The sequence below is a fragment of the Microbacterium sp. ABRD28 genome, assembly GCF_003850245.1.
Classification (GTDB): domain Bacteria; phylum Actinomycetota; class Actinomycetes; order Actinomycetales; family Microbacteriaceae; genus Microbacterium.
The window spans coordinates 2144472-2162881 of the sequence record NZ_CP031015.1 but is presented as its reverse complement, the minus strand read 5'-3'; the positions used below and the strand labels follow the sequence as shown (position 1 = coordinate 2162881).

Genomic DNA, 18410 nt, shown 5'->3' with positions numbered 1-18410 from the left:
GCGGTGTGCCGCCGTCAGGAGACGACCACGCCGACCGCCTGCAGCCTGTCCAGCAGCTCCGCGCCGTCTCGGCCGGTGACCCAGGGCACAGCCGCCGCGGAGTGGTCGTTCACCGCGGTGCGCCCACCGGCCAGGACCGCCTCGGCAGGGGAGAGGCGTCGGATGGCGACGGCGATCACGTTGTCGGGGTTCTCGCTGGTGAAGGTGGTGTAGATCTCATCGTCGTGCTGACCGTCGTCGCCGATGAGGAGCCACTTGACGTCGGGGAACTCGCGGCCCAGGCGCCGGAGGTTCTCGAGCTTGTGATCCTTGCCGCTTCGGAACCAGCGGTCGTGCGTGGGGCCCCAGTCGGTCAGGAGGATCGCGCCCGTGGGGTAGACATGCCGGCGGAGGAAGCGCATGAGGGTCGGGGCGATGTTCCACGCGCCGGTGGACAGGTACACGAAGGGGGAGCCGGGGTTGTCGCGCACCAGTCGCTCGGCGAGCACCGCCATTCCGGGGACAGGCTGACGGGCGTGCTCATCCACCACGAAGGAGTTCCACGCCGCCAGCAGCGGCCGGGGGAGCGCGGTCACCATGACGGTGTCGTCGACATCGGAGATCACGCCGAAACGCACCTCGGGGGCGACGATGAACAGGCGCGTCTCGATCGGCTCCCCGCCCTCGACAGACATCGTCACCGTCTGCCATCCGGGTTCGAGAGCCGCGGGGAGGACGGTGTCGATCACGCCGCCACGATCGGCGACGACCTCGTGCTCGGTGCCGGAGATCGTCACCCGCACCTGCGCGTAGCCCACGGGAACGGAGGCGAAGCTGCGCCAGCCCCGAACCCCGGCGTACTCGCCGGATTCGGTCGTGCGAGCGGGAGGGACGATCAGCACGCGGCCGAGCACACGCACCCAGTCGACACCCCCGTAGCCGGGGAACGGCGCCACGGTGGGTCGCTGACCACGGCGACGGGCGCGTCGTTCCCGCCACGCGTGGAAGCGGTACTCCAGGCGAGCGAGCCACAACACCTTCGCGCCGGGCGACGGAGTGGTCTCAGACATCACCTCAGTCTTTCACGGTGTCGACCTCACCCGTCGACTCCGCCACCGGATCGGGGTCGAAGTGGCGGCGCTCGAGACGTTCGATGATCTTCTTCGCGGCGAAGACGAGCAGAAGGAAGACGACGATGGCCCCGACGAACAGGTACCCCGCGAAGTGGAGTCGATCGGCCAGCTCGCGATAGGTGCCCGCCGCCGCTGACGCCACGCTGACGTAGAGGGCGGCCCACAGGATGCAGGCTGGCGCCGTCCAGGCGAGGAATCGTCGGTAGGCGAACCCGCTCATCCCCACTGTCAGCGGGACGAGGGAATGCAGGACGGGGAGGAAGCGGGAGAGGAAGATCGCCGGCCCGCCGCGTCGCTGCAGGTAGCGCTCGGATCGCGCCCACTTGTCTTCACCGATCCACCGACCCAGCCGGGAGCGCCGGATCCAGGGACCGAGGAAGCGCCCGAGGTAGAACCCGACCGTCTCGCCGGCGAGGGCGCCGAGGACGACGACGATCGCGAGGATCACCCCCTCCCAGGGGGACGAGACAGCGGTGGCTGCGACGATGACGATCGTGTCGCCCGGAACGACCAGACCCACGAGGACGCTCGTCTCGAGCATGATGGCGATCCCCGCCAGCACCGTCCGCACGACGGGGTCCACACTCTGGACGGCGTCGAGGATCCCGGAGAGGATCTCGTTCACCCCTTGAGCCTACGGGTCCGGCGTGTCCTCTAGCCTGAGAACATGTCGGTGCACCCCGTGGCCGTCGAGCTCGAGGCGTGGATCGACCCGAGCCAGGCATTCGCCCGGTGGGCAGGGCGCCACGATCACTGCTTCTGGCTCGATGGCGAGGCCACCGAGTCCGGCGGTTGGAGCTGGGTGGGGATCGGCACCCCCGCCGCTTCCGAGGTCGTCACCGCAGCGCCGATCGGCGCGGCCACGACGTCTGCGCAGCGGTGGCCGGCCGGCCGGTTCCGGGGCGGCTGGGTCGGGTGGTTCGGCTACGAGGTGGGCGCCGCCGCTGCGGGAGCGCCGGTGCACCCGGATGCCGCCGACGCGCCGTCATCGCTGTGGCTCCGCGCGTCGCAGTGGTACGCCTTCGATCACTCGCGGCAGCGGGTGTTCTTCGTGCACCACGAAGACATCGCCGAACGCCGTGTCGTGCCCGACGCCCTCCTTCCCGCGGGGGAAGCCCGACCGCGAGACGTCGCCACGCCTGCGACGGCCGTGGCACGCCACGGGGCGGATGAGTACGCCGCGCTCATCGAGAGATGCCGCGCGCACATCCGCGAAGGCGACGCCTACCAGCTCTGTCTCACCACTCGATTCACCGTCGCCGGCCCGCCTGTCGATCCGCTCGAGGTCTATCTGCGGCTGCGCGCCGGCTCGCCGGCCCCGTTCGGTGCACTCATCCGCTCGGGGGACGTCGCCCTCCTCAGCGCCAGCCCGGAACGCTTCCTCGACGTCGAGGGGGCACGGGTGCGGACGAGCCCCATCAAGGGCACGCGGCGTCGGTCGCCCGATCCGGCGGAGGACGCCATCCTGGCTGGCGAGCTCATCGGCGACGAGAAGGAGCGCGCAGAGAACCTCATGATCGTCGATCTGATGCGCAACGATCTCTCGCGGGTGTGCGAGCCGGGATCCATCGCCGTCGACGAGTTGTTCGCCGTCCATTCCTATCGACAGGTCCACCAGCTGGTCAGCACCGTGTCGGGGACGCTTCGCCCCGGCATCCGGGTCTCCGACCTCCTCGCGGCGACGTTCCCGGCCGGAAGCATGACGGGAGCGCCGAAGCTGTCGGCGATGACGATCCTGCATCGGCTGGAGGGTGCGCCGCGCGGGGTGTTCTCCGGATGCCTCGGGTGGATCGGCGAGGACGGCGGACTGGACCTGGCGATGATCATCCGATCGATCGTGGCGCACCCCAGCGGTGCGTACGTCGGCGCCGGCGGTGGCATCACGTGGAGGTCGGTGCCATCGGCGGAGGTCGCCGAGGTTGCGCTGAAAGCCCGCGGCCCGCTCTCAGCGCTCGGCGCCGCCCTGCCCGAGGGCTGGTGACGACACCCGTCCCCGCCTGACCCTGCGGCTCGGCTACCCTGGGAATCTCGCGCTCCGCGCGCTCGATGTCCCGTTCGAGCACCACGATTGGCATCTCTCCGTGAGTCAGACTTCCCCCAGCGACACCACCGCGCCCACCGACGGCAGCGGATACGACCCCTACGCCATCCAGCAGAAGTGGCAGCAGCGATGGGAGTCGGCAGATCCGTTCCGCGCCGGCGACGAGGGCGACACCCGGCCCCGCAAGTACGTACTCGGCATGTTCCCCTACCCCTCGGGCGACCTGCACATGGGACACGCCGAGAGCTACGCCTACGTCGACATCGTCGCGCGCTTCTGGAGGCACCGCGGATACAACGTGCTGAACCCGATCGGATGGGACTCCTTCGGCCTTCCGGCTGAGAACGCCGCCATCCAGCGGGGCGCCGACCCCCGGGAGTGGACCTACGCCAACATCGCGCAGCACAAGAAGAGCTTCCGCGAGTACGGCTCGTCCTACGACTGGAGTCGCATCCTGCACACCAGCGATCCCGAGTACTACCACTGGAACCAGTGGCTGTTCCAGCGGCTGTACGAGCGCGACCTGGCCTACCGCAAGGAGAGCCCGGTCAATTGGTGCCCCAACGATCAGACCGTCCTCGCCAACGAGCAGGTCGTCGACGGACACTGCGAGCGCTGCGGCGCAGAGGTCATCAAGAAGAAGCTGACGCAGTGGTACTTCAAGATCACCGCCTACGCCGATCGACTCCTCGATGATCTGAATCAGCTCGAGGGGTTCTGGCCGCAGAAGGTCATCCGCATGCAGCGGAACTGGATCGGCCGGTCCGTCGGCGCCGACATCGACTTCGAGATCGAGGGTCGCACCGAGAAGGTCACCGTCTTCTCGACGCGTCCTGACACGCTGCACGGGGCGACCTTCATGGTCGTGGCACCCGACAGCGACCTCGCCGCCGAGCTCGCCGCGGGCGCATCCGCGGAGGTGCGCATGCGCTTCCAGGACTATGTCGACACCGTCGCTCGCGAGAGCGAGATCGATCGTCAGAACACCGAGCGTCCGAAGACGGGTGTCTTCCTGGAGCGGTATGCGGTCAACCCCATCAACGGCGAGCGACTGCCGATCTGGGCAGCCGATTACGTGCTGGCCGACTACGGACACGGTGCGGTGATGGCCGTTCCCGCCCATGACCAGCGCGACCTCGACTTCGCCCGTGCCTTCGACCTGCCGATCAAGGTCGTCGTCGACACCACCGCCCCCATCACGGGGGCGATCCCCGTCATCGAGCTCGATGACGACGGCGAGCCGATCATGCCGGAGGACACGGGGCCGAGCCTGGCCGACATCGACCCCGCACAGACGGGTATCGCGCTCACCGGTGAGGGGCGGATGATCCATTCCGGGAGCCTGGATGGTCTGTCGAAGCGCACCGCCATCGCACGCATCATCGAGGAACTCGAGGCCGCAGGAACGGGACGAGCGGCGAAGTCCTACCGGCTGCGGGACTGGCTGATCTCGCGCCAGCGTTTCTGGGGGACGCCCATCCCCATGATCCACACCGACGACGGACGCATCGTGCCGGTGCCCGAATCGGAGCTGCCGCTGCGACTTCCCGACGCGCAGGGGCTCGACCTTGCGCCGCGTGGCACGTCTCCGCTGGGCGGTGCCGAGCAGTGGATCCACACCACCGATCCCGAAACCGGCCGTCCTGCGCGCCGCGACCCCGACACGATGGACACCTTCGTGGACAGCTCGTGGTACTTCCTACGGTTCCTGTCGCCGAACGACGCCACGCAGGCCTTCGCACCGCAGCAGGCCGATCGTTGGGCACCCGTGGACGCCTACATCGGCGGTGTGGAGCACGCGATCCTCCATCTCCTGTACGCACGGTTCATCACCAAGGTGCTGTTCGACATGGGTCTGGTCGAGTTCACCGAGCCCTTCACGAGCCTCGTGAACCAGGGCATGGTGCTGCTCGGCGGGTCGAAGATGTCCAAGAGCAAGGGCAACCTCGTGGAGTTCGCCGCGAGCATGCGCGATCCCGGCGCCGACGCCGTGCGGGTCGCCATCGCCTTCAGCGGCCCGGCCGAGGATGACATCAATTGGGAGGACGTCTCCACGACGGGTGCCCAGAAGTTCCTCGCCCGCGCCTGGCGGGTGGCGAAGGACGTCACCAGTGAGCCCGACGTGGTCTGGGCGGAGGGCGACGTTGCGCTGCGTCGCGTCACGCACCGCCTCCTCGCCGACGCTCCGGGCCTGATCGAGCACACCAAGTTCAACGTGGCCGTGGCGCGTCTGATGGAACTCGTCAACGCCACGCGCAAGGTGATCGACTCCGGAGCCGGGCCGGCCGACCCCGCCGTCCGCGAGGCGGCGGAGGCGACGGCCATGATCCTCGATCTGTTCGCTCCCCACACCGCCGAGGAGATGTGGGAGATGCTCGGGTACGCCCCGTTCGTGGGGCTCGTGCCGTGGCGGCATCCCGACCCGACGCTTCTCGTCGACGAGACGGTGACGGCTGTCGTGCAGATCGATGGGAAGGTTCGGGCGACGCTGGAGGTCTCGGCGCGAATCGATTCCGCCGCCCTGGAGGCCCAGGCGCGCGCGAACGAGAAGGTCCAGCGCGCGCTGGCCGGCCGGGAGATCACCCGCGCTGTCGTGCGTCCTCCGAAGGTCGTCAGCTTCAGCACGCACTGAGGCGCCCAGCCACCTCTCCTGCACACCGGCACGCGGCCACGATCCCTCCACGGATCGTGGCCGCCGCCGTTCTCGCCGACCACGCCCGCTTAGCGTGTGACCGTGACGGGAGACGGCGAGGAGGGTCGCGACACCGCCCGCAGACTCGGCCTCGGCGCGGCGGTCGTGGTCGTCCTGGTCGCCGTGGCGATCACCGTCGGCATCGGCGTCTTCCGCAGCGCCCTCGCCCCCGTAGACGAGATCCCCCTGGCATCTGAGACGAGCGGAGAGGCGACGGGGGAGGAGGCGACGCAGACGGCGCCCTCGTCGTCGTCCACGGAGCTCGTCGTGCACGTCGCCGGAGCCGTCGGGAAGCCCGGTGTCTACGTCCTGCCCCCGCAGGCGCGGGTCCTCGATGCTGTGGCCGCCGCGGGTGGGTTCACCGAGACCGCCGAGCCCCGATCCGTGAATCTCGCACGGCTTCTCGCTGACGGCGAGCAGTTGGTCGTCGCCGAGATCGGCGACCACACACTCGAACAGCCGCCGGGTACGGTCCCCGGCGATGCTTCTGCCACCGGCGACGGCAAGGTGAATCTCAACACCGCCGATGAGGCGGCGCTGGACACCCTTCCCCGGATCGGACCCGCCCTGGCCGAGCGCATCATCGCGTGGCGCGAAGCGAACGGACCGTTCACCAGCGTCGACGACCTGCTGGCCGTCTCGGGGTTCGGGGAGAAGATGGTCGAGTCGCTTCGCGATCTGGTCGTCTTGTGAGCACCTCGCCGACGGGGAAGGCGATGAGACGGTGGCGGATGCCGGTGGCCGCCGTCATCGTGTGGATCGCCGCAGCGGTGGCGACTGTTCATCCGCAGGCGGCCGCCGTGATCGCCGCAGCGATGTGGACGACGGCAGTCCTCGCCCTCGCGGCGGCCCTCGCGGCGAGGACGGCCTCGAAAGGTCGCCGTGCCGTCCAAGGGCCGAAAGGCCTGTGGCTGGTCGCCGTGGTGCTCGGATTGGCGGCAGCAGGAGTCGCCTCGACCAGCGTCGCACTGGCCGCCCCGACGGTGCGGGAAACGCAGGAGCGGTTTCCGGCGGGGCGGGGCGTGGAAGCAGAGATCCTCGTCACCGGCAAGGTCGAACGACGCGGCGCCGCGGAGTGGGACTTCGACGCCGTCGCCCTCTCCCTGACCACAGGTGCCCCCGCCCTGGCCGGCCCGGGGACGGTCGTGGTGGGCGTCATCATCGCCGATGCCCATCGTGACGTCCTGCCACAGCTCGACGTCGGCGCCCGAGTCCGGCTCGCCGCCGTCGTCGTTCGGCCCTATCCCGGCGACCGGGCCACGCTCGTCCTCCGGGCGCGTGGTGAGCCGGCGGTCCTGCGGCCCCCGACGGGTCTCCTCGCCGTGGCGTCGGAGCTGCGGAGCGGACTCGTCACCGCCGTCGACGGACTTCCCGATCCCGGACGAACGCTGATCCCCGGCCTCGCCGTCGGCGATACGAGTCTGGTCACGGCAGATCTCGAGACGGCGATGACCGCATCATCGTTGTCGCACCTCACGGCTGTGTCGGGAGCCAACTGCGCTCTCGTCGTCGGCGTGGCGTACGTCCTGGCCGCCGCCCTGGGTCTGCGACGCGGCGCGCGGACGATCGTGTCGCTCATCGCCCTCAGTGGCTTCGTCGTCCTCGTCACTCCGGAACCGAGCGTGGTTCGGGCCGGGGTCATGGCGGCGGTGGCCATGCTGGCCGTGCTCCTCGGTCGCTCCGGGATCGGCCTGGCCGTGCTGAGCCTGGCGGTCGTGGCACTCCTCGCGCTGGACCCCTGGCTCTCCACCTCCCTCGGATTCGCCCTCTCGGTTGTGGCCACCGGCTCGCTCCTCGTCCTCGCTCCGCCGTTGGCGGCCGGGCTCGCACGCGTCCTGCCGGCGTCGCTCGCTCTCATCCTGTCGGTGCCGATCGCCGCGCAGATCGCCTGCGGCCCACTCCTCGTCCTCATCCAGCCCACCGTTCCCCTCTACGGTGTCATCGCGAACGTCCTTGCCGCTCCGGCGGCACCCGTGGCGACGATCGTCGGGCTCCTGGCGTGCCTTTCCCCGATGATCCCGCTCGTGCAGTCGGGCTTGACGGCCCTCGCCTGGGTCCCCGCCGCGTGGATCGCCGCCGTCGCCGAGACGGCGTCTGCGCTCCCCGGGTCGCAGTCCCCGTGGATCGGCGGCGTAGGCGGTCTGCTGACGTTGGCTGCCGCCGGCGGTGCGATGTGGATCCTCGTGGCGATCCGCCCCCGTCGGCGGAGAGCTGTCAGGGCCCTGCGCCTCGTCTCGGGCCTTGCGCTCGCCCTCGTCCTCGGGATCGTCTCGGGAACCACCGCGCTCCGCACCCTCGCGGGGCCCCTCACCCTGCCCGGAGCCTGGAGCGTCATCGCCTGCGACATCGGGCAGGGCGACGCCGTCCTCGTCCGCTCAGACGGGGAGGTCGCCCTCGTCGACACCGGGCCCGACCCCGTGGCGCTGGGGGCGTGTCTCGATCGGGTCGGCGTCGACCGCATCGAGCTGCTCGTGCTCACGCACTTCGACATCGACCACACCGGGGGCGTGGAGGCCGTCGTCGGACGTGTCGGCACCGTCATCCACGGTCCTCTCGACGGGGTGTCGGCTGCTCGGGTGCGATCAGCCCTCGTCGCCGGCGGCGCCGAGGTCCGAGAGGTCCATCAGGGCGTGTCGGGTCGGCTCGGCGCGGCGAGCTGGCGAACTCTCTGGCCGCGCGAGGACTCGCCCGCCTTTCCTCCCGGCAACGACGCCAGCGTGGTGATCGACGTCCGGGGCGCCGGGATTCCGAGCCTTCTGCTTCTGGGCGACCTCTCGGCGGCGCCGCAACGGGCGTTGGTCGCCGACGGCGTGCTGGCCGATTCCTATGATCTGGTGAAGGTCGCCCATCACGGCAGCGCCGATCAGCACCTTCCCCTATACGACGACGTCGATGCTGCGGCGGCGCTGATCACGGTGGGACGGGAGAACCGCCACGGGCACCCTCGGGAGGACATCCTCCATGCGCTGGCGGCGACAGGGACGGCGGTCGCGCGAACGGACGAGGACGGCCTGGTCGCCCTCTGGCCCGACGACGATCGGCTGCGGATCTTCCGCGACGCCGGACGCGCGGCGTCGGAGGGCACTGTCGGCGGTCCTCGCTAGGCTGGATCGCATGCCGGCCCGCTCCTCGTCTCGCTCGGCTGCCCGCTCATCGGCGCCGCGCAGCGCCATCCCGCAGCTGTCCTGGCGCGATCCGCAACCCGCTCCGATCGTCCTCGTCTCGGGCCCGGAAGAGGTCTGCGCCGAACGGGCCATCGCGGGCCTCCGCGACTACCTGCGCGCAGAGGACGCGAGTCTGGAAGTGTCCGACATCCGGGCAGACGACTACGCGGCCGGGTCGCTCCTGGCTCTGACCTCCCCGTCCCTGTTCGGTGAGCCTCGTCTTGTGCGCGTCTTCGGTGTGGAGAAGTGTTCCGACGCCTTCCTCACCGAGGCCCTGGGCTATCTCTCCCACCCGCAGGACGGGGCGACCGTGCTCCTGCGCCACACCGGCGCCAGTGTACGGGGCAAGAAGCTGCTGGATGCCGTCCGGGCGGGACAGGGCGGTGGCGTCGAGATCGCCTGCCCGGCGCTCAAACGGGAGTCGGACCGTTTCGACTTCGCCGCGGCCGAATTCACCCAGGCGCGCAAACGGATCGCACCCGGTGCGCTCCGCGCCCTGGTGTCGGCATTCGCCGACGACCTCACGGAGTTGGCGGCCGCATGTCAGCAGCTCATCTCCGATGTCGCCGACGACATCAACGAGCAGACCGTCGTGCGTTACTACGGCGGTCGCGTCGAAACGTCGGCGTTCACCGTCGCCGACACCGCCATCGCCGGCCGCTACGGCGAGGCGCTCATCGCCCTCCGCCATGCCCTCGCCTCGGGGGCCGATCCGGTGCCCCTCGTCGCGGCGATCGCGTCGAAGCTGCGCACGATGGCGCGGGTCGCAGGACACCGCGAGCCATCGTCGGCGCTCGCGGCGCGACTCGGTCTCAAGGATTGGCAGGTCGACCGCGCACGACGCGACCTGTCGGGGTGGTCGGAGTCGACACTGGGGATGGCGATCCAGGCGGCCGCCCGAGCGGACGCGGAGGTGAAGGGCGCCTCACGTGACCCCGTCTTCGCCCTGGAGCGCCTGGTCACCGTGATCGCCACCCGCGAGCCGTTCGCCGGCGCACCCCGCTGATACCCACGAAGACGACCACGGCCCGTTCGTCATCGCACAGACGAACGGCCCGCCTCCGAGGAGACGGGCCGTTCGATGTCTACGAAGTCAGAGCGATGCGACCTGCTTCGCGATCGCCGACTTGCGGTTCGCGGCCTGGTTCTGGTGGATGACACCCTTGCTGACGGCCTTGTCGAGCTTCTTGGTCGCCTTGGCCAGCGCCTTCTCGGCGGTGGCCTTGTCGCCGGCGGCGACGGCCTCACGCGTGCGGCGGATCTCGGTCCGCAGCTCGCTCTTCACGGCCTTGTTGCGCTCGCGCGCCTTCTCGTTGGTCTTGTTGCGCTTGATCTGCGACTTGATGTTCGCCACGTGTCGACGTTCTTTCGTTCGGAGGTTGGATGAGAAGCCCGGCGACAGGAGAGGGCCGTCGCGAGGCGGTCGTGAGGGCGAACCCACACGCAAGCCAAACAAGGAGTCTACCAGGTCAGGTGGGGGGTCCCTTTCCACCGTCCCGCTCGAGCGTGGCGACGGCAACCCCCAGCAGGGCGTTGAACACGCGCGGACGCATCGCGGTGACGAGGTGACTGGTCCGCGGTACGACGATGAGCTCGGCGTTCGGCGCGATGCGCATGAAGAGCCGCTCGTTCACACGCAGCTGGTCGTACTGACCGTTGACGAACCACAGCGGCACCGCGATGCGGCCGAGGGCCGTGAGGAGATCCAGGACCGAGAGGCTTCGCAGCGCCACGTCCTGGGCGTCGAAGGCGTATCCGCCCGCGCCGAAATCCGGCCGCGTCTCGTGGGGGAGGGTTCGGTCCAAGACGAAGTTGGTCAGCCACATGCCGCGGTCAGGAAGGGCGTCGAAACGTCGGGCGAGGAAGCGGTACGTGGCCAGTCCCACGCCCCGCGGAATCGCGGTGCAGGATGCGGCGACGAAACCTGCGACCGGCGGAGGGTCTTCCTGCCCCACGTAGTCGATGCTGACGAGGCCGCCCATCGAGTGGGCGACGAGAAGCACGGGCCCGCGGGCGGCCGCCTCGCGGACGGCGCGGTCGATGGTCTCGAACGCGCCGTCGAGCGTGAACATCTCGGCGCGGCGGGTGCCGTGCCCGGGGAGGTCGACCGCCGTCACGGCGACATCCCGAGACCGGAGGTATTCGACCTGCGCCCGCCACATGGTGGCCGACGTTCGGATGCCGTGGACGAGCACGACCTGGACCCCCATGCCATCCACGATAGGGTCGGCGCGCCGTCGACGACGACGGCCCCCGCCGGGAAGGCGAGGGCCGTCGTCTCTGAGGGTGCGTCGTCAGATCACTGCTCCGCGGGCAGAGTCCGTCGGCGCAGGGCGAAGAACACCCCGCCGGCGACCAGGAGCAGTGCGCCACCGAGTGCGACGCCGAGCGGCAGCTGCGCACCGGTCACGGCGAGCGGGTCGTCCGCCTGGTTTCCCGCGCCCGGCTGACCCGGCGTGCCCGGCTGACCGGGCTCGCTGGGAGTACCGGGCTCGCCCGGCTCGGTCGGCAGATCGGTCGCCAGGATCGCGCGGCCGAGCGGTGCGGGATCGACCGTCTCGAACGCCTGGAAGTAGGCCAGGGTGGCATCCAGGTCGATCTGGCCGGTGTCGGTCCGGTCGGTCCCCTCGGTGAACGTCGGGAACCCGTCGCCGCCGTTGGCGAGGAAGGAGTTCGTGACGACCGTGAAGGTATCGGTCGGCTCGATCGGCTCGCCCTGGTAGCTCATCGAGACGATGGTCCCCGATCGGGCGACCGTCTGACCTGCCGCCGGCTCGCCCTCGACGTACTCGTAGCTGAAGCCCTCCGACACACCCAGGTGCAGCTTCGGACGATCGCCCGTCGCCTTCCACTGCTGCGTCAGGATCTCCTCCAGCTGCGCACCGGTGAGGGTCACCGTGACCAGTGTGTTCGCGAACGGCTGGACGTCGGCCGCCTCCTTGTATGTGACGACTCCGTCCTCGCCGACCAGCAGATCGGCGCGCAGACCACCCGGGTTCATCAGCGCGATCTGGGCCGGCGTGCCGCCGAAGGCAGGGTTCTCGCTGGTGGCCCAGAGGTAGACGTCGGCGACCCAGTTGCCCATCGACGACTCCACGCCGCGATCGGCGCCCGGAGGCGTGCCGCCACGGAGGATGTCACCGGTGATCGTTCCGATCGGGGCGGACCCGAGCTCGTCGGCGGTCTCGACGTAGCCGGCGACCTGAGCGGCGATCTCCGCGTCGGCGGGGAAGGCGTCCTTCAGCGGGAAGGTCGTCCCCTCGATCGAGATCAGCTCATCGGCCTCGACGTCGTAGCTCAGCGAGAGCTGACCCATCGCCTTGCCGTACTCCGAGGCCTGGATGACCGGACGAGTCCGGTCGGTCCCGTCCACGGGAACCTCGCACGCGTACGTCTGGTGCGTGTGGGCCGAGACGATGGCATCGATGAGGGGCGAGGCGCCGGTTGCCAGGTCGCCGAACCCGTCGGCGTCGGCAGCGAGCTGCGCGCAGTCGCCGGTCGCCGCGCCTGAGTGGGTCAGCAGCACGATGACGTCGGGGTCGACGGTGTCGGCCAGTTCGTCAGCCACGCGGTTGGCGGCCTCCAGCTGGTCGCCGAACTCGATGTCGGAGATGCCGGAGGGGTCGACCATCGTCGCCGTGTCGGGAGTCACGGTGCCGATGAAGGCCACGCTCACTCCGTCGATCTCGCGCAGCGCGTACTCCGGGAGCACCGGGTCGGTGGTGCCGGCGGCGTAGACGTTGGCACCCAGACCGAAGTCCTGGCCGGCCAGGCGCTCAGCCTCGGTCACGTTCTCGGGGTCGAGGTTGCCGCCGTAGCGCGGGAGCACACGGTTCAGCAGGTCATCGAAACCGCGGTCGAACTCGTGGTTGCCGACGACCGAGAGGTCCAGACCCGAAGCCACCAGCGTGTCGATGGTCGGGTTGTCCTGCTGGATGAACGACGTGAAGGTCGACGCTCCGATGTTGTCCCCGGCCGAGACGAACAGGGTGTTCGGGTTGTCGGCCTTCTTCGCCTCGACCGCACCCGCGATCACGGCAGCGCCCGCCTCGGCACCGGAGGGGTTGGCCTCCAGGCGACCGTGGAAGTCGTTGATCGTGAGGATGTCGACCTCGACGGGCGCGGTGGCCCCGGCGCTCAGCCCGACCTTGATCGGGTCATGGTCGCTCGAGCGGTACGGGTCGTCGGCGTGGAACTCGGTGCCGTGGTACCCGAAGCGCGAGTACTCCAGGGCGAGTGCCTCGCCGGCGTTGATGTTCCAGACGTCGGCGCCGGTCTGGCGGGCGGCGGCGGCGTCGTTGACGAGGATGTGGTCCAGCGACCCCGAGAGCCCCTGGAACACGTAGCTGTACTCGTCGCCCTGCTCCGCGTCCGAATAGCCCGCCTCGTAGAGGACCCGCATCGGGTCTTCCCGCCCGTAGGAGTTGAAGTCACCCGCGAGGATGACGGACTCGGTGTCGCCCTGGATCTCGTCGACCCACTCGGCCAGCGCGGTCGCCTGTCGCACGCGCGACTCGTTCGACGTTCCCTGGCCGTCGCCGGCGTCCGCGTCACCCGGCCACGGACCGACCGATCCCTTCGACTTGAAGTGGTTCACGACGAAGAGGAACTCCTCGCCGCCGTCGACCGGCGCGAACACCTGGCCGATGGGCTCGCGCGCGTTCTGGAAGGCGCCGTCCGCTCCCGACTCGTCGCCGAGCGCACGGGCGTCACCGACGGTGACCACCTCGGCGGGCTGGTAGATGATCGCGTTGGTGATCACGTCCAGTCCCGAGGCGTCGGGGAGCTCGTCCGAAGACGCGACGAAGTCCCAGCGGTCGGTGCCGGCGTCGGCATTCAACGCATCGACGAGGCTCGACAGCGCCTCATCGGTCTCCTCGCCGAGGGCGGCGGAGTTCTCGATCTCCATGAGGCCGACGACCGAGGCGTCGAGCGCGTTGATCGCCGAGACGATCTTGGTCTGCTGACGCGCGAGATCGGCGTCATCCCAGGCTCCGCGCTGGTCGCATCCGTCGCGCACGTTGTTCAGCTCCGAGCCATCGGGGCTCTGGAACGCCGTGCACGAGGAGCTGTCGGTGCCGAGGGTGGTGAAATAGTTCAGCACGTTGAAGGACGCGACGCTGACGTCGCCGCCGACCTCGTCGGGGGCGGCGGTGCGGACGTCTTCGAACTCCACGCCGTCACCCGCGCCCGATCCGTCACCGGTGAGGGGTGAGGTCGGGTTGAGCTTGAACGCGTTGTTGCGATAGTCGACGATCACCGGCTCGGTGAAGGTGACCGAGGCCCCCACCACGACCGGCTCGGTGAGCGAGACGTAGGGCGGGGTCAGGGCGGCGTTGGCGGCGGAGAGGAAGTTCGTGCTTGCTCCGTCGTCGAGGACGACGCGACGTGCGGCGTTCTCGGCGGTCACTGCGGCGGCCTCGGGCGAACCGGGGAGCGCCACCTCGGTGGGCTGCACGAGGGGGCCGTCGCCGAAGGCGAGGGGAACCTCGCCGTACTGGTTCGTGCCGTAGGTGTCGGTGACGGTGAACGCACCCTCGGGCTGGATCAGCATCGACTCGAGCGCTTCGCGACCCGTGTCGTCGGCCGGCCATCCGGTGACGAGCGGCGTGACCGGTGCGCCGTCGGCGATGACCTCGACACTGCCGGTGCGGATGTCGACCTGGGTGAGGCCGTTGAACTCGGTGGCGAGCCCCGTCACGCGCACCGTCTGACCCTCGGCGACCTGACCGACCGTGCTGGGCGCGTAGACGAAGACCGCGTCGGACGCGGTGCCCGCCGTGGCGCCGGTGCCGGGCGTCTGGATGACGAAGCCTGCGAGGCCTCCGGTGGGGTAGTGCGCCGTGACGATGCCCTCGGTGACCACGGTCTGGCCGTTCAGCGGCGTCGAGGCGCCGGTGCCCTGGATCTCGGCGATCGTGACCGCCTCGGGGCCGGTCGGTTCCGGCTCTGGGTCGGGAGTCGGCTCCGGGTCGGGAGTGGGCTCAGGGTCGACATCGCCCCCGGCGCCCTCGGGCGTCGGGGTGCCCGCGGTGAAGTCGGCAGCGTTGACCGCGGTGTGCGAGCTCTCGGCATCGCGCGAGATGCTCGTGGCATTCGTCGTGGCAGGCGCCGGCCCCCCGGCGGAGTCGGTCGCGCCGCCCCAGCCGACATAGTCGACGACCTGATCCACGGCCGCGATGCCCGCGCCGCCCGTCAGCGGCTCGGCGGAGTCGACGAGCGCGACCTTGCCCTCGGTCCCCGACATCGGGATGCGGCCCTCGACATCGGCGTCGAACCCGGGAAGGGCGGTGTCTCTTCCGGTCGCCTGACCGACGAGCACCTTCCCGCCCGGCTGGATCGTCGTCCCCGTCAGCGGAGTGACCTGCCAGCTGTCGCCCCCGGCGGACGCGTACTGCACGCTCCACGACCCGAGGTCGACGGCGGTGTCGCCGGTGTTGACCAGCTCGACGAAGTCGCGGTTGAACGCCGCGCCGCTGTTGCCGCCGCCGCCGTAGACCTCGTTGATGAGGACGGTGGCGTCCACGCTCACCGCGGCCTGCGCGGGCAGGGCGAGACCCGCACCGCTCAGGGCGAGGGCTCCCGAGAGGAGACCGACGCCGAGCGTCCGGGCCCTTCGTCTCGGTCGGCGTGGCGTGGGGGATAGGGCACCGGATGTCACGGTCACAGACACTCTCCTGGTTTCGTATGCACAGACGAACAGCGTCCCGAGCACGACGAGACCATCGTCCGGGGGCACGCCGTTCGATCCTTACCGAATTCCCGATCGCGTGGATGACACCTGTGGAAACTCCACGTGACACTTCGTGGGAGGACGACTGCCACCGGCATCCGCTCCTCTTCTCCGGCGGCGCGGGCCGTCGGCTGGTCGCCCGTAGAATCGAGGGAATATGTCCCCGCGCGCCCTCCAGCCCCTCGAGCCCAGTGCGACTCCGCCCGAGCTCATCCGGAACTTCTGCATCATCGCCCACATCGACCACGGCAAATCCACCCTGGCCGACCGCATGCTGCAGATCACCGGCGTCGTCTCCGATCGCGACATGCGCGCGCAGTACCTGGATCGGATGGACATCGAGCGCGAGCGCGGCATCACGATCAAGAGCCAGGCGGTGCGGATGCCGTGGGCCACCGATGCCGGCACCTACGCCCTCAACATGATCGACACCCCCGGTCACGTCGACTTCACCTACGAGGTGAGCAGGTCACTGGCCGCGTGCGAGGGCGCGATCCTGCTCGTCGATGCCGCACAGGGGATCGAGGCCCAGACCCTCGCCAACCTCTACCTGGCACTGGAGAACGACCTCCACATCATCCCCGTGCTCAACAAGATCGACCTTCCCGCCGCCGACCCCGAGAAGTACGCCGCGGAGCTCGCGGGACTCATCGGCGGCGACCCCGATGACGTGCTGCGGGTCAGCGGCAAGACCGGCGCGGGCGTCGAGGAGCTCCTCGACCGAATCGTCGAGCAGATCCCCGCACCGCAGGGGAACGCCGACGCTCCGGCCCGCGCGATGATCTTCGACTCCGTCTACGACGCCTACCGCGGCGTGGTCACCTACGTCCGGATGATCGACGGCAAGCTCCAGCCCCGCGAGCGCATCCAGATGATGTCGACCCGGGCCACGCACGAGCTGCTCGAGATCGGGGTGTCCAGCCCCGAGCCGATTCCGACCCGCGGCCTCGGTGTCGGGGAGGTGGGGTATCTCATCACCGGCGTCAAGGACGTCCGGCAGTCCAAGGTCGGCGACACGATCACCGATCAGCGCAAGCCTGCCACCGAGGCCCTCCCCGGCTACACCGACCCGAAGCCGATGGTGTTCTCCGGCATCTACCCGATCGACGGCAGCGACTACGCCGAGCTTCGCGAGGCCCTGGACAAACTGAAGCTCTCCGACGCCTCGCTGCAGTACGAGCCCGAGACCTCCGTAGCGCTCGGCTTCGGTTTCCGCTGCGGATTCCTGGGCCTGCTGCACCTGGAGATCATCACCGAGCGGCTCTCGCGCGAGTTCGGGCTCGACCTCATCACCACCGCCCCCTCCGTCACGTACGAGGTGCACACCGACACCGGCGAGACCATCTCGGTGACGAACCCCAGCGAGTACCCCGACGGCCGGGTCGCGGAGGTGTCCGAGCCCATCGTGAAGGTCGGCATCCTGCTGCCGAAGGACTACGTGGGAACCGTGATGGAACTCTGCCAGTCCCGCCGCGGAGCACTGCTGGGTATGGACTACCTCAGCGAAGACCGGGTGGAGCTTCGCTACAACATGCCCCTCGGTGAGATCGTCTTCGACTTCTTCGACCACCTCAAGAGCCGCACGCAGGGCTACGCGAGCCTGGACTACGAGCCCGCCGGGTCGCAGACCGCAGACCTCGTGAAGGTCGACATCCTGCTCCAGGGCGAGAAGGTGGATGCCTTCAGCTCGATCGTGCACCGGGAGAAGGCGTACGCCTACGGCACCATGATGACCGAACGACTGCGCAAGCTCATCCCGCGTCAGCAGTTCGAGGTGCCGATCCAGGCCGCGATCGGCGCCCGGATCATCGCGCGCGAGAACATCCGCGCCATCCGCAAGGACGTGCTGGCCAAGTGCTACGGCGGTGACATCACCCGCAAGCGCAAACTGCTCGAGAAGCAGAAGGAAGGCAAGAAGCGCATGAAGATGGTGGGCCGCGTCGAGGTGCCGCAGGAGGCCTTCATCGCCGCGCTCTCGGGGGATGTCGAGGGGAAGCAGAAGTAGGCTGTCAGCCATGCGCCGCGGAACCTTCAGGGATGACACGGTCGACTATGCCGCCGTCGGGGCCACCCAGGCCGCCGATCTCATGCACTTCCCGCCGGAGCGGAGCATCCCGGCGGAGGAATCGTGGCGGATCGGCAGCGGCGAGGAGCGCTTCCGCGCCGCCGGCGAGTCGCTGCTCTCGTGGAGTGCGCAGCGCGGAGCCGGGTTGGAGCTGACCGACGTCCGCCCCGCCGCCGGCCCGATGTACGCCGGCGTGAGCTTCGATGAGAACGGCGCTCTCATCGCTCCGAGCAAGCTCGAGGTCGAGCAGCGCTACGACTCCGACGGCACCCCCTTCGTCACCGCCGGCGCGACCGTGCACCTGGGGGGTCGGGTCGCGGGAATGCGCGCCGACGGCGAACTGCGGGTGATCTTCGCGGTCGAGGAACCCCGCCGCATCGGCTTCGCCCTCGGCACGGTGCAGGGGTCGGTCGTCAGCGGCGAGGAATCGTTCATGCTCGACTGGCACGACAACGACGAGGTCTGGTTCACGGTTCGCGCCTTCGACGCGCCGCAGGCGCTGCTCTATCGACTCTTCCCCGCTCTCACCCGGCGCCGCCGTCGCGAACTGTTCACCCGCTACCTGCGTGCCATCTCCCCGCTGTACGCCACCCCCGCCTGAGC

At 69.6% G+C, this 18410-nt stretch carries 12 protein-coding genes; 7 read left to right on the top strand and 5 right to left on the bottom strand.

Features of this window, described 5'->3' with window-relative positions:
- Positions 1 to 14 precede the first annotated feature (14 nt).
- Together DT073_RS10420 and DT073_RS10415 are read right to left on the bottom strand one after the other, a co-directional pair.
- Complete coding sequence (locus tag DT073_RS10420) at positions 15 to 1049, bottom strand: App1 family protein phosphatidate phosphatase (protein WP_124293329.1); 1035 nt, start codon at positions 1047 to 1049, stop codon at positions 15 to 17.
- A 4-nt stretch (positions 1050 to 1053) separates the two neighbouring features.
- Positions 1054 to 1737, bottom strand: a complete 684-nt coding sequence (locus tag DT073_RS10415) for a DedA family protein (protein ID WP_124293328.1) — start codon at positions 1735 to 1737, stop codon at positions 1054 to 1056.
- A 42-nt stretch (positions 1738 to 1779) separates the two neighbouring features.
- Between DT073_RS10415 and pabB the strand changes: the two genes are divergently transcribed.
- From pabB to holA, 5 genes are all read left to right on the top strand, one after another.
- Positions 1780 to 3093, top strand: a complete 1314-nt coding sequence (pabB, locus tag DT073_RS10410; protein ID WP_124293327.1) for an aminodeoxychorismate synthase component I — start codon at positions 1780 to 1782, stop codon at positions 3091 to 3093.
- 100 nt (positions 3094 to 3193) lie between these two features.
- On the top strand, positions 3194 to 5785 hold the full coding sequence (leuS, locus tag DT073_RS10405; protein ID WP_124293326.1) for a leucine--tRNA ligase: 2592 nt from the start codon (positions 3194 to 3196) through the stop codon (positions 5783 to 5785).
- 102 nt (positions 5786 to 5887) lie between these two features.
- A complete protein-coding gene (locus DT073_RS10400) occupies positions 5888 to 6538 on the top strand; it encodes a ComEA family DNA-binding protein (RefSeq protein ID WP_164478178.1) in 651 nt (216 codons plus the stop codon).
- The gene (locus tag DT073_RS10395) at positions 6535 to 8949 is read left to right on the top strand and encodes a ComEC/Rec2 family competence protein (protein WP_240638575.1); all 2415 of its coding nucleotides are present in this window, start codon (positions 6535 to 6537) and stop codon (positions 8947 to 8949) included. The genes DT073_RS10400 and DT073_RS10395 overlap by 4 nt, the downstream gene beginning before the upstream one ends.
- Before the next feature lie 10 nt (positions 8950 to 8959).
- Positions 8960 to 10015: a DNA polymerase III subunit delta gene (holA, locus tag DT073_RS10390; protein ID WP_124293323.1), complete on the top strand. Its 1056-nt coding sequence runs from the start codon at positions 8960 to 8962 to the stop codon at positions 10013 to 10015.
- 87 nt (positions 10016 to 10102) lie between these two features.
- On the opposite strand, the gene rpsT is transcribed toward holA, so the two are convergent.
- The 3 genes from rpsT to DT073_RS10375 form a co-directional block, all read right to left on the bottom strand.
- Complete coding sequence (gene rpsT / locus DT073_RS10385) at positions 10103 to 10363, bottom strand: 30S ribosomal protein S20 (RefSeq protein ID WP_124293322.1); 261 nt, start codon at positions 10361 to 10363, stop codon at positions 10103 to 10105.
- Between the two features lie 115 nt (positions 10364 to 10478).
- Positions 10479 to 11219, bottom strand: a complete 741-nt coding sequence (locus DT073_RS10380; RefSeq protein ID WP_124293321.1) for an alpha/beta fold hydrolase — start codon at positions 11217 to 11219, stop codon at positions 10479 to 10481.
- Between the two features lie 89 nt (positions 11220 to 11308).
- On the bottom strand, positions 11309 to 15676 hold the full coding sequence (locus DT073_RS10375) for an ExeM/NucH family extracellular endonuclease (RefSeq protein WP_240638574.1): 4368 nt from the start codon (positions 15674 to 15676) through the stop codon (positions 11309 to 11311).
- Positions 15677 to 15899: 223 nt separating this feature from the next.
- Here DT073_RS10375 and lepA point away from each other — a divergent pair, with 223 nt between their 5' ends.
- Positions 15900 to 17747 carry a translation elongation factor 4 gene (gene lepA, locus DT073_RS10370; RefSeq protein ID WP_124293320.1) on the top strand — a complete coding sequence of 616 codons (1848 nt, stop codon included), beginning with the start codon at positions 15900 to 15902 and terminating at the stop codon, positions 17745 to 17747.
- Positions 17748 to 17757: 10 nt separating this feature from the next.
- Complete coding sequence (locus tag DT073_RS10365) at positions 17758 to 18408, top strand: DUF1990 domain-containing protein (RefSeq protein WP_124293319.1); 651 nt, start codon at positions 17758 to 17760, stop codon at positions 18406 to 18408.
- Positions 18409 to 18410: the final 2 nt, after the last annotated feature.

Bases quoted from the DNA above. Each gene is read 5' to 3' on its own strand.
- pabB (WP_124293327.1), top strand. From the start codon at position 1,780: ATGTCGGTGCACCCCGTGGCCGTCGAGCTCGAGGCGTGGATCGACCCG.
- DT073_RS10365 (WP_124293319.1), top strand. From the start codon at position 17,758: ATGCGCCGCGGAACCTTCAGGGATGACACGGTCGACTATGCCGCCGTC.
- lepA (WP_124293320.1), top strand. From the start codon at position 15,900: ATGTCCCCGCGCGCCCTCCAGCCCCTCGAGCCCAGTGCGACTCCGCCC.
- holA (WP_124293323.1), top strand. From the start codon at position 8,960: ATGCCGGCCCGCTCCTCGTCTCGCTCGGCTGCCCGCTCATCGGCGCCG.
- DT073_RS10420 (WP_124293329.1), bottom strand. From the start codon at position 1,049: ATGTCTGAGACCACTCCGTCGCCCGGCGCGAAGGTGTTGTGGCTCGCT.
- DT073_RS10380 (WP_124293321.1), bottom strand. From the start codon at position 11,219: ATGGGGGTCCAGGTCGTGCTCGTCCACGGCATCCGAACGTCGGCCACC.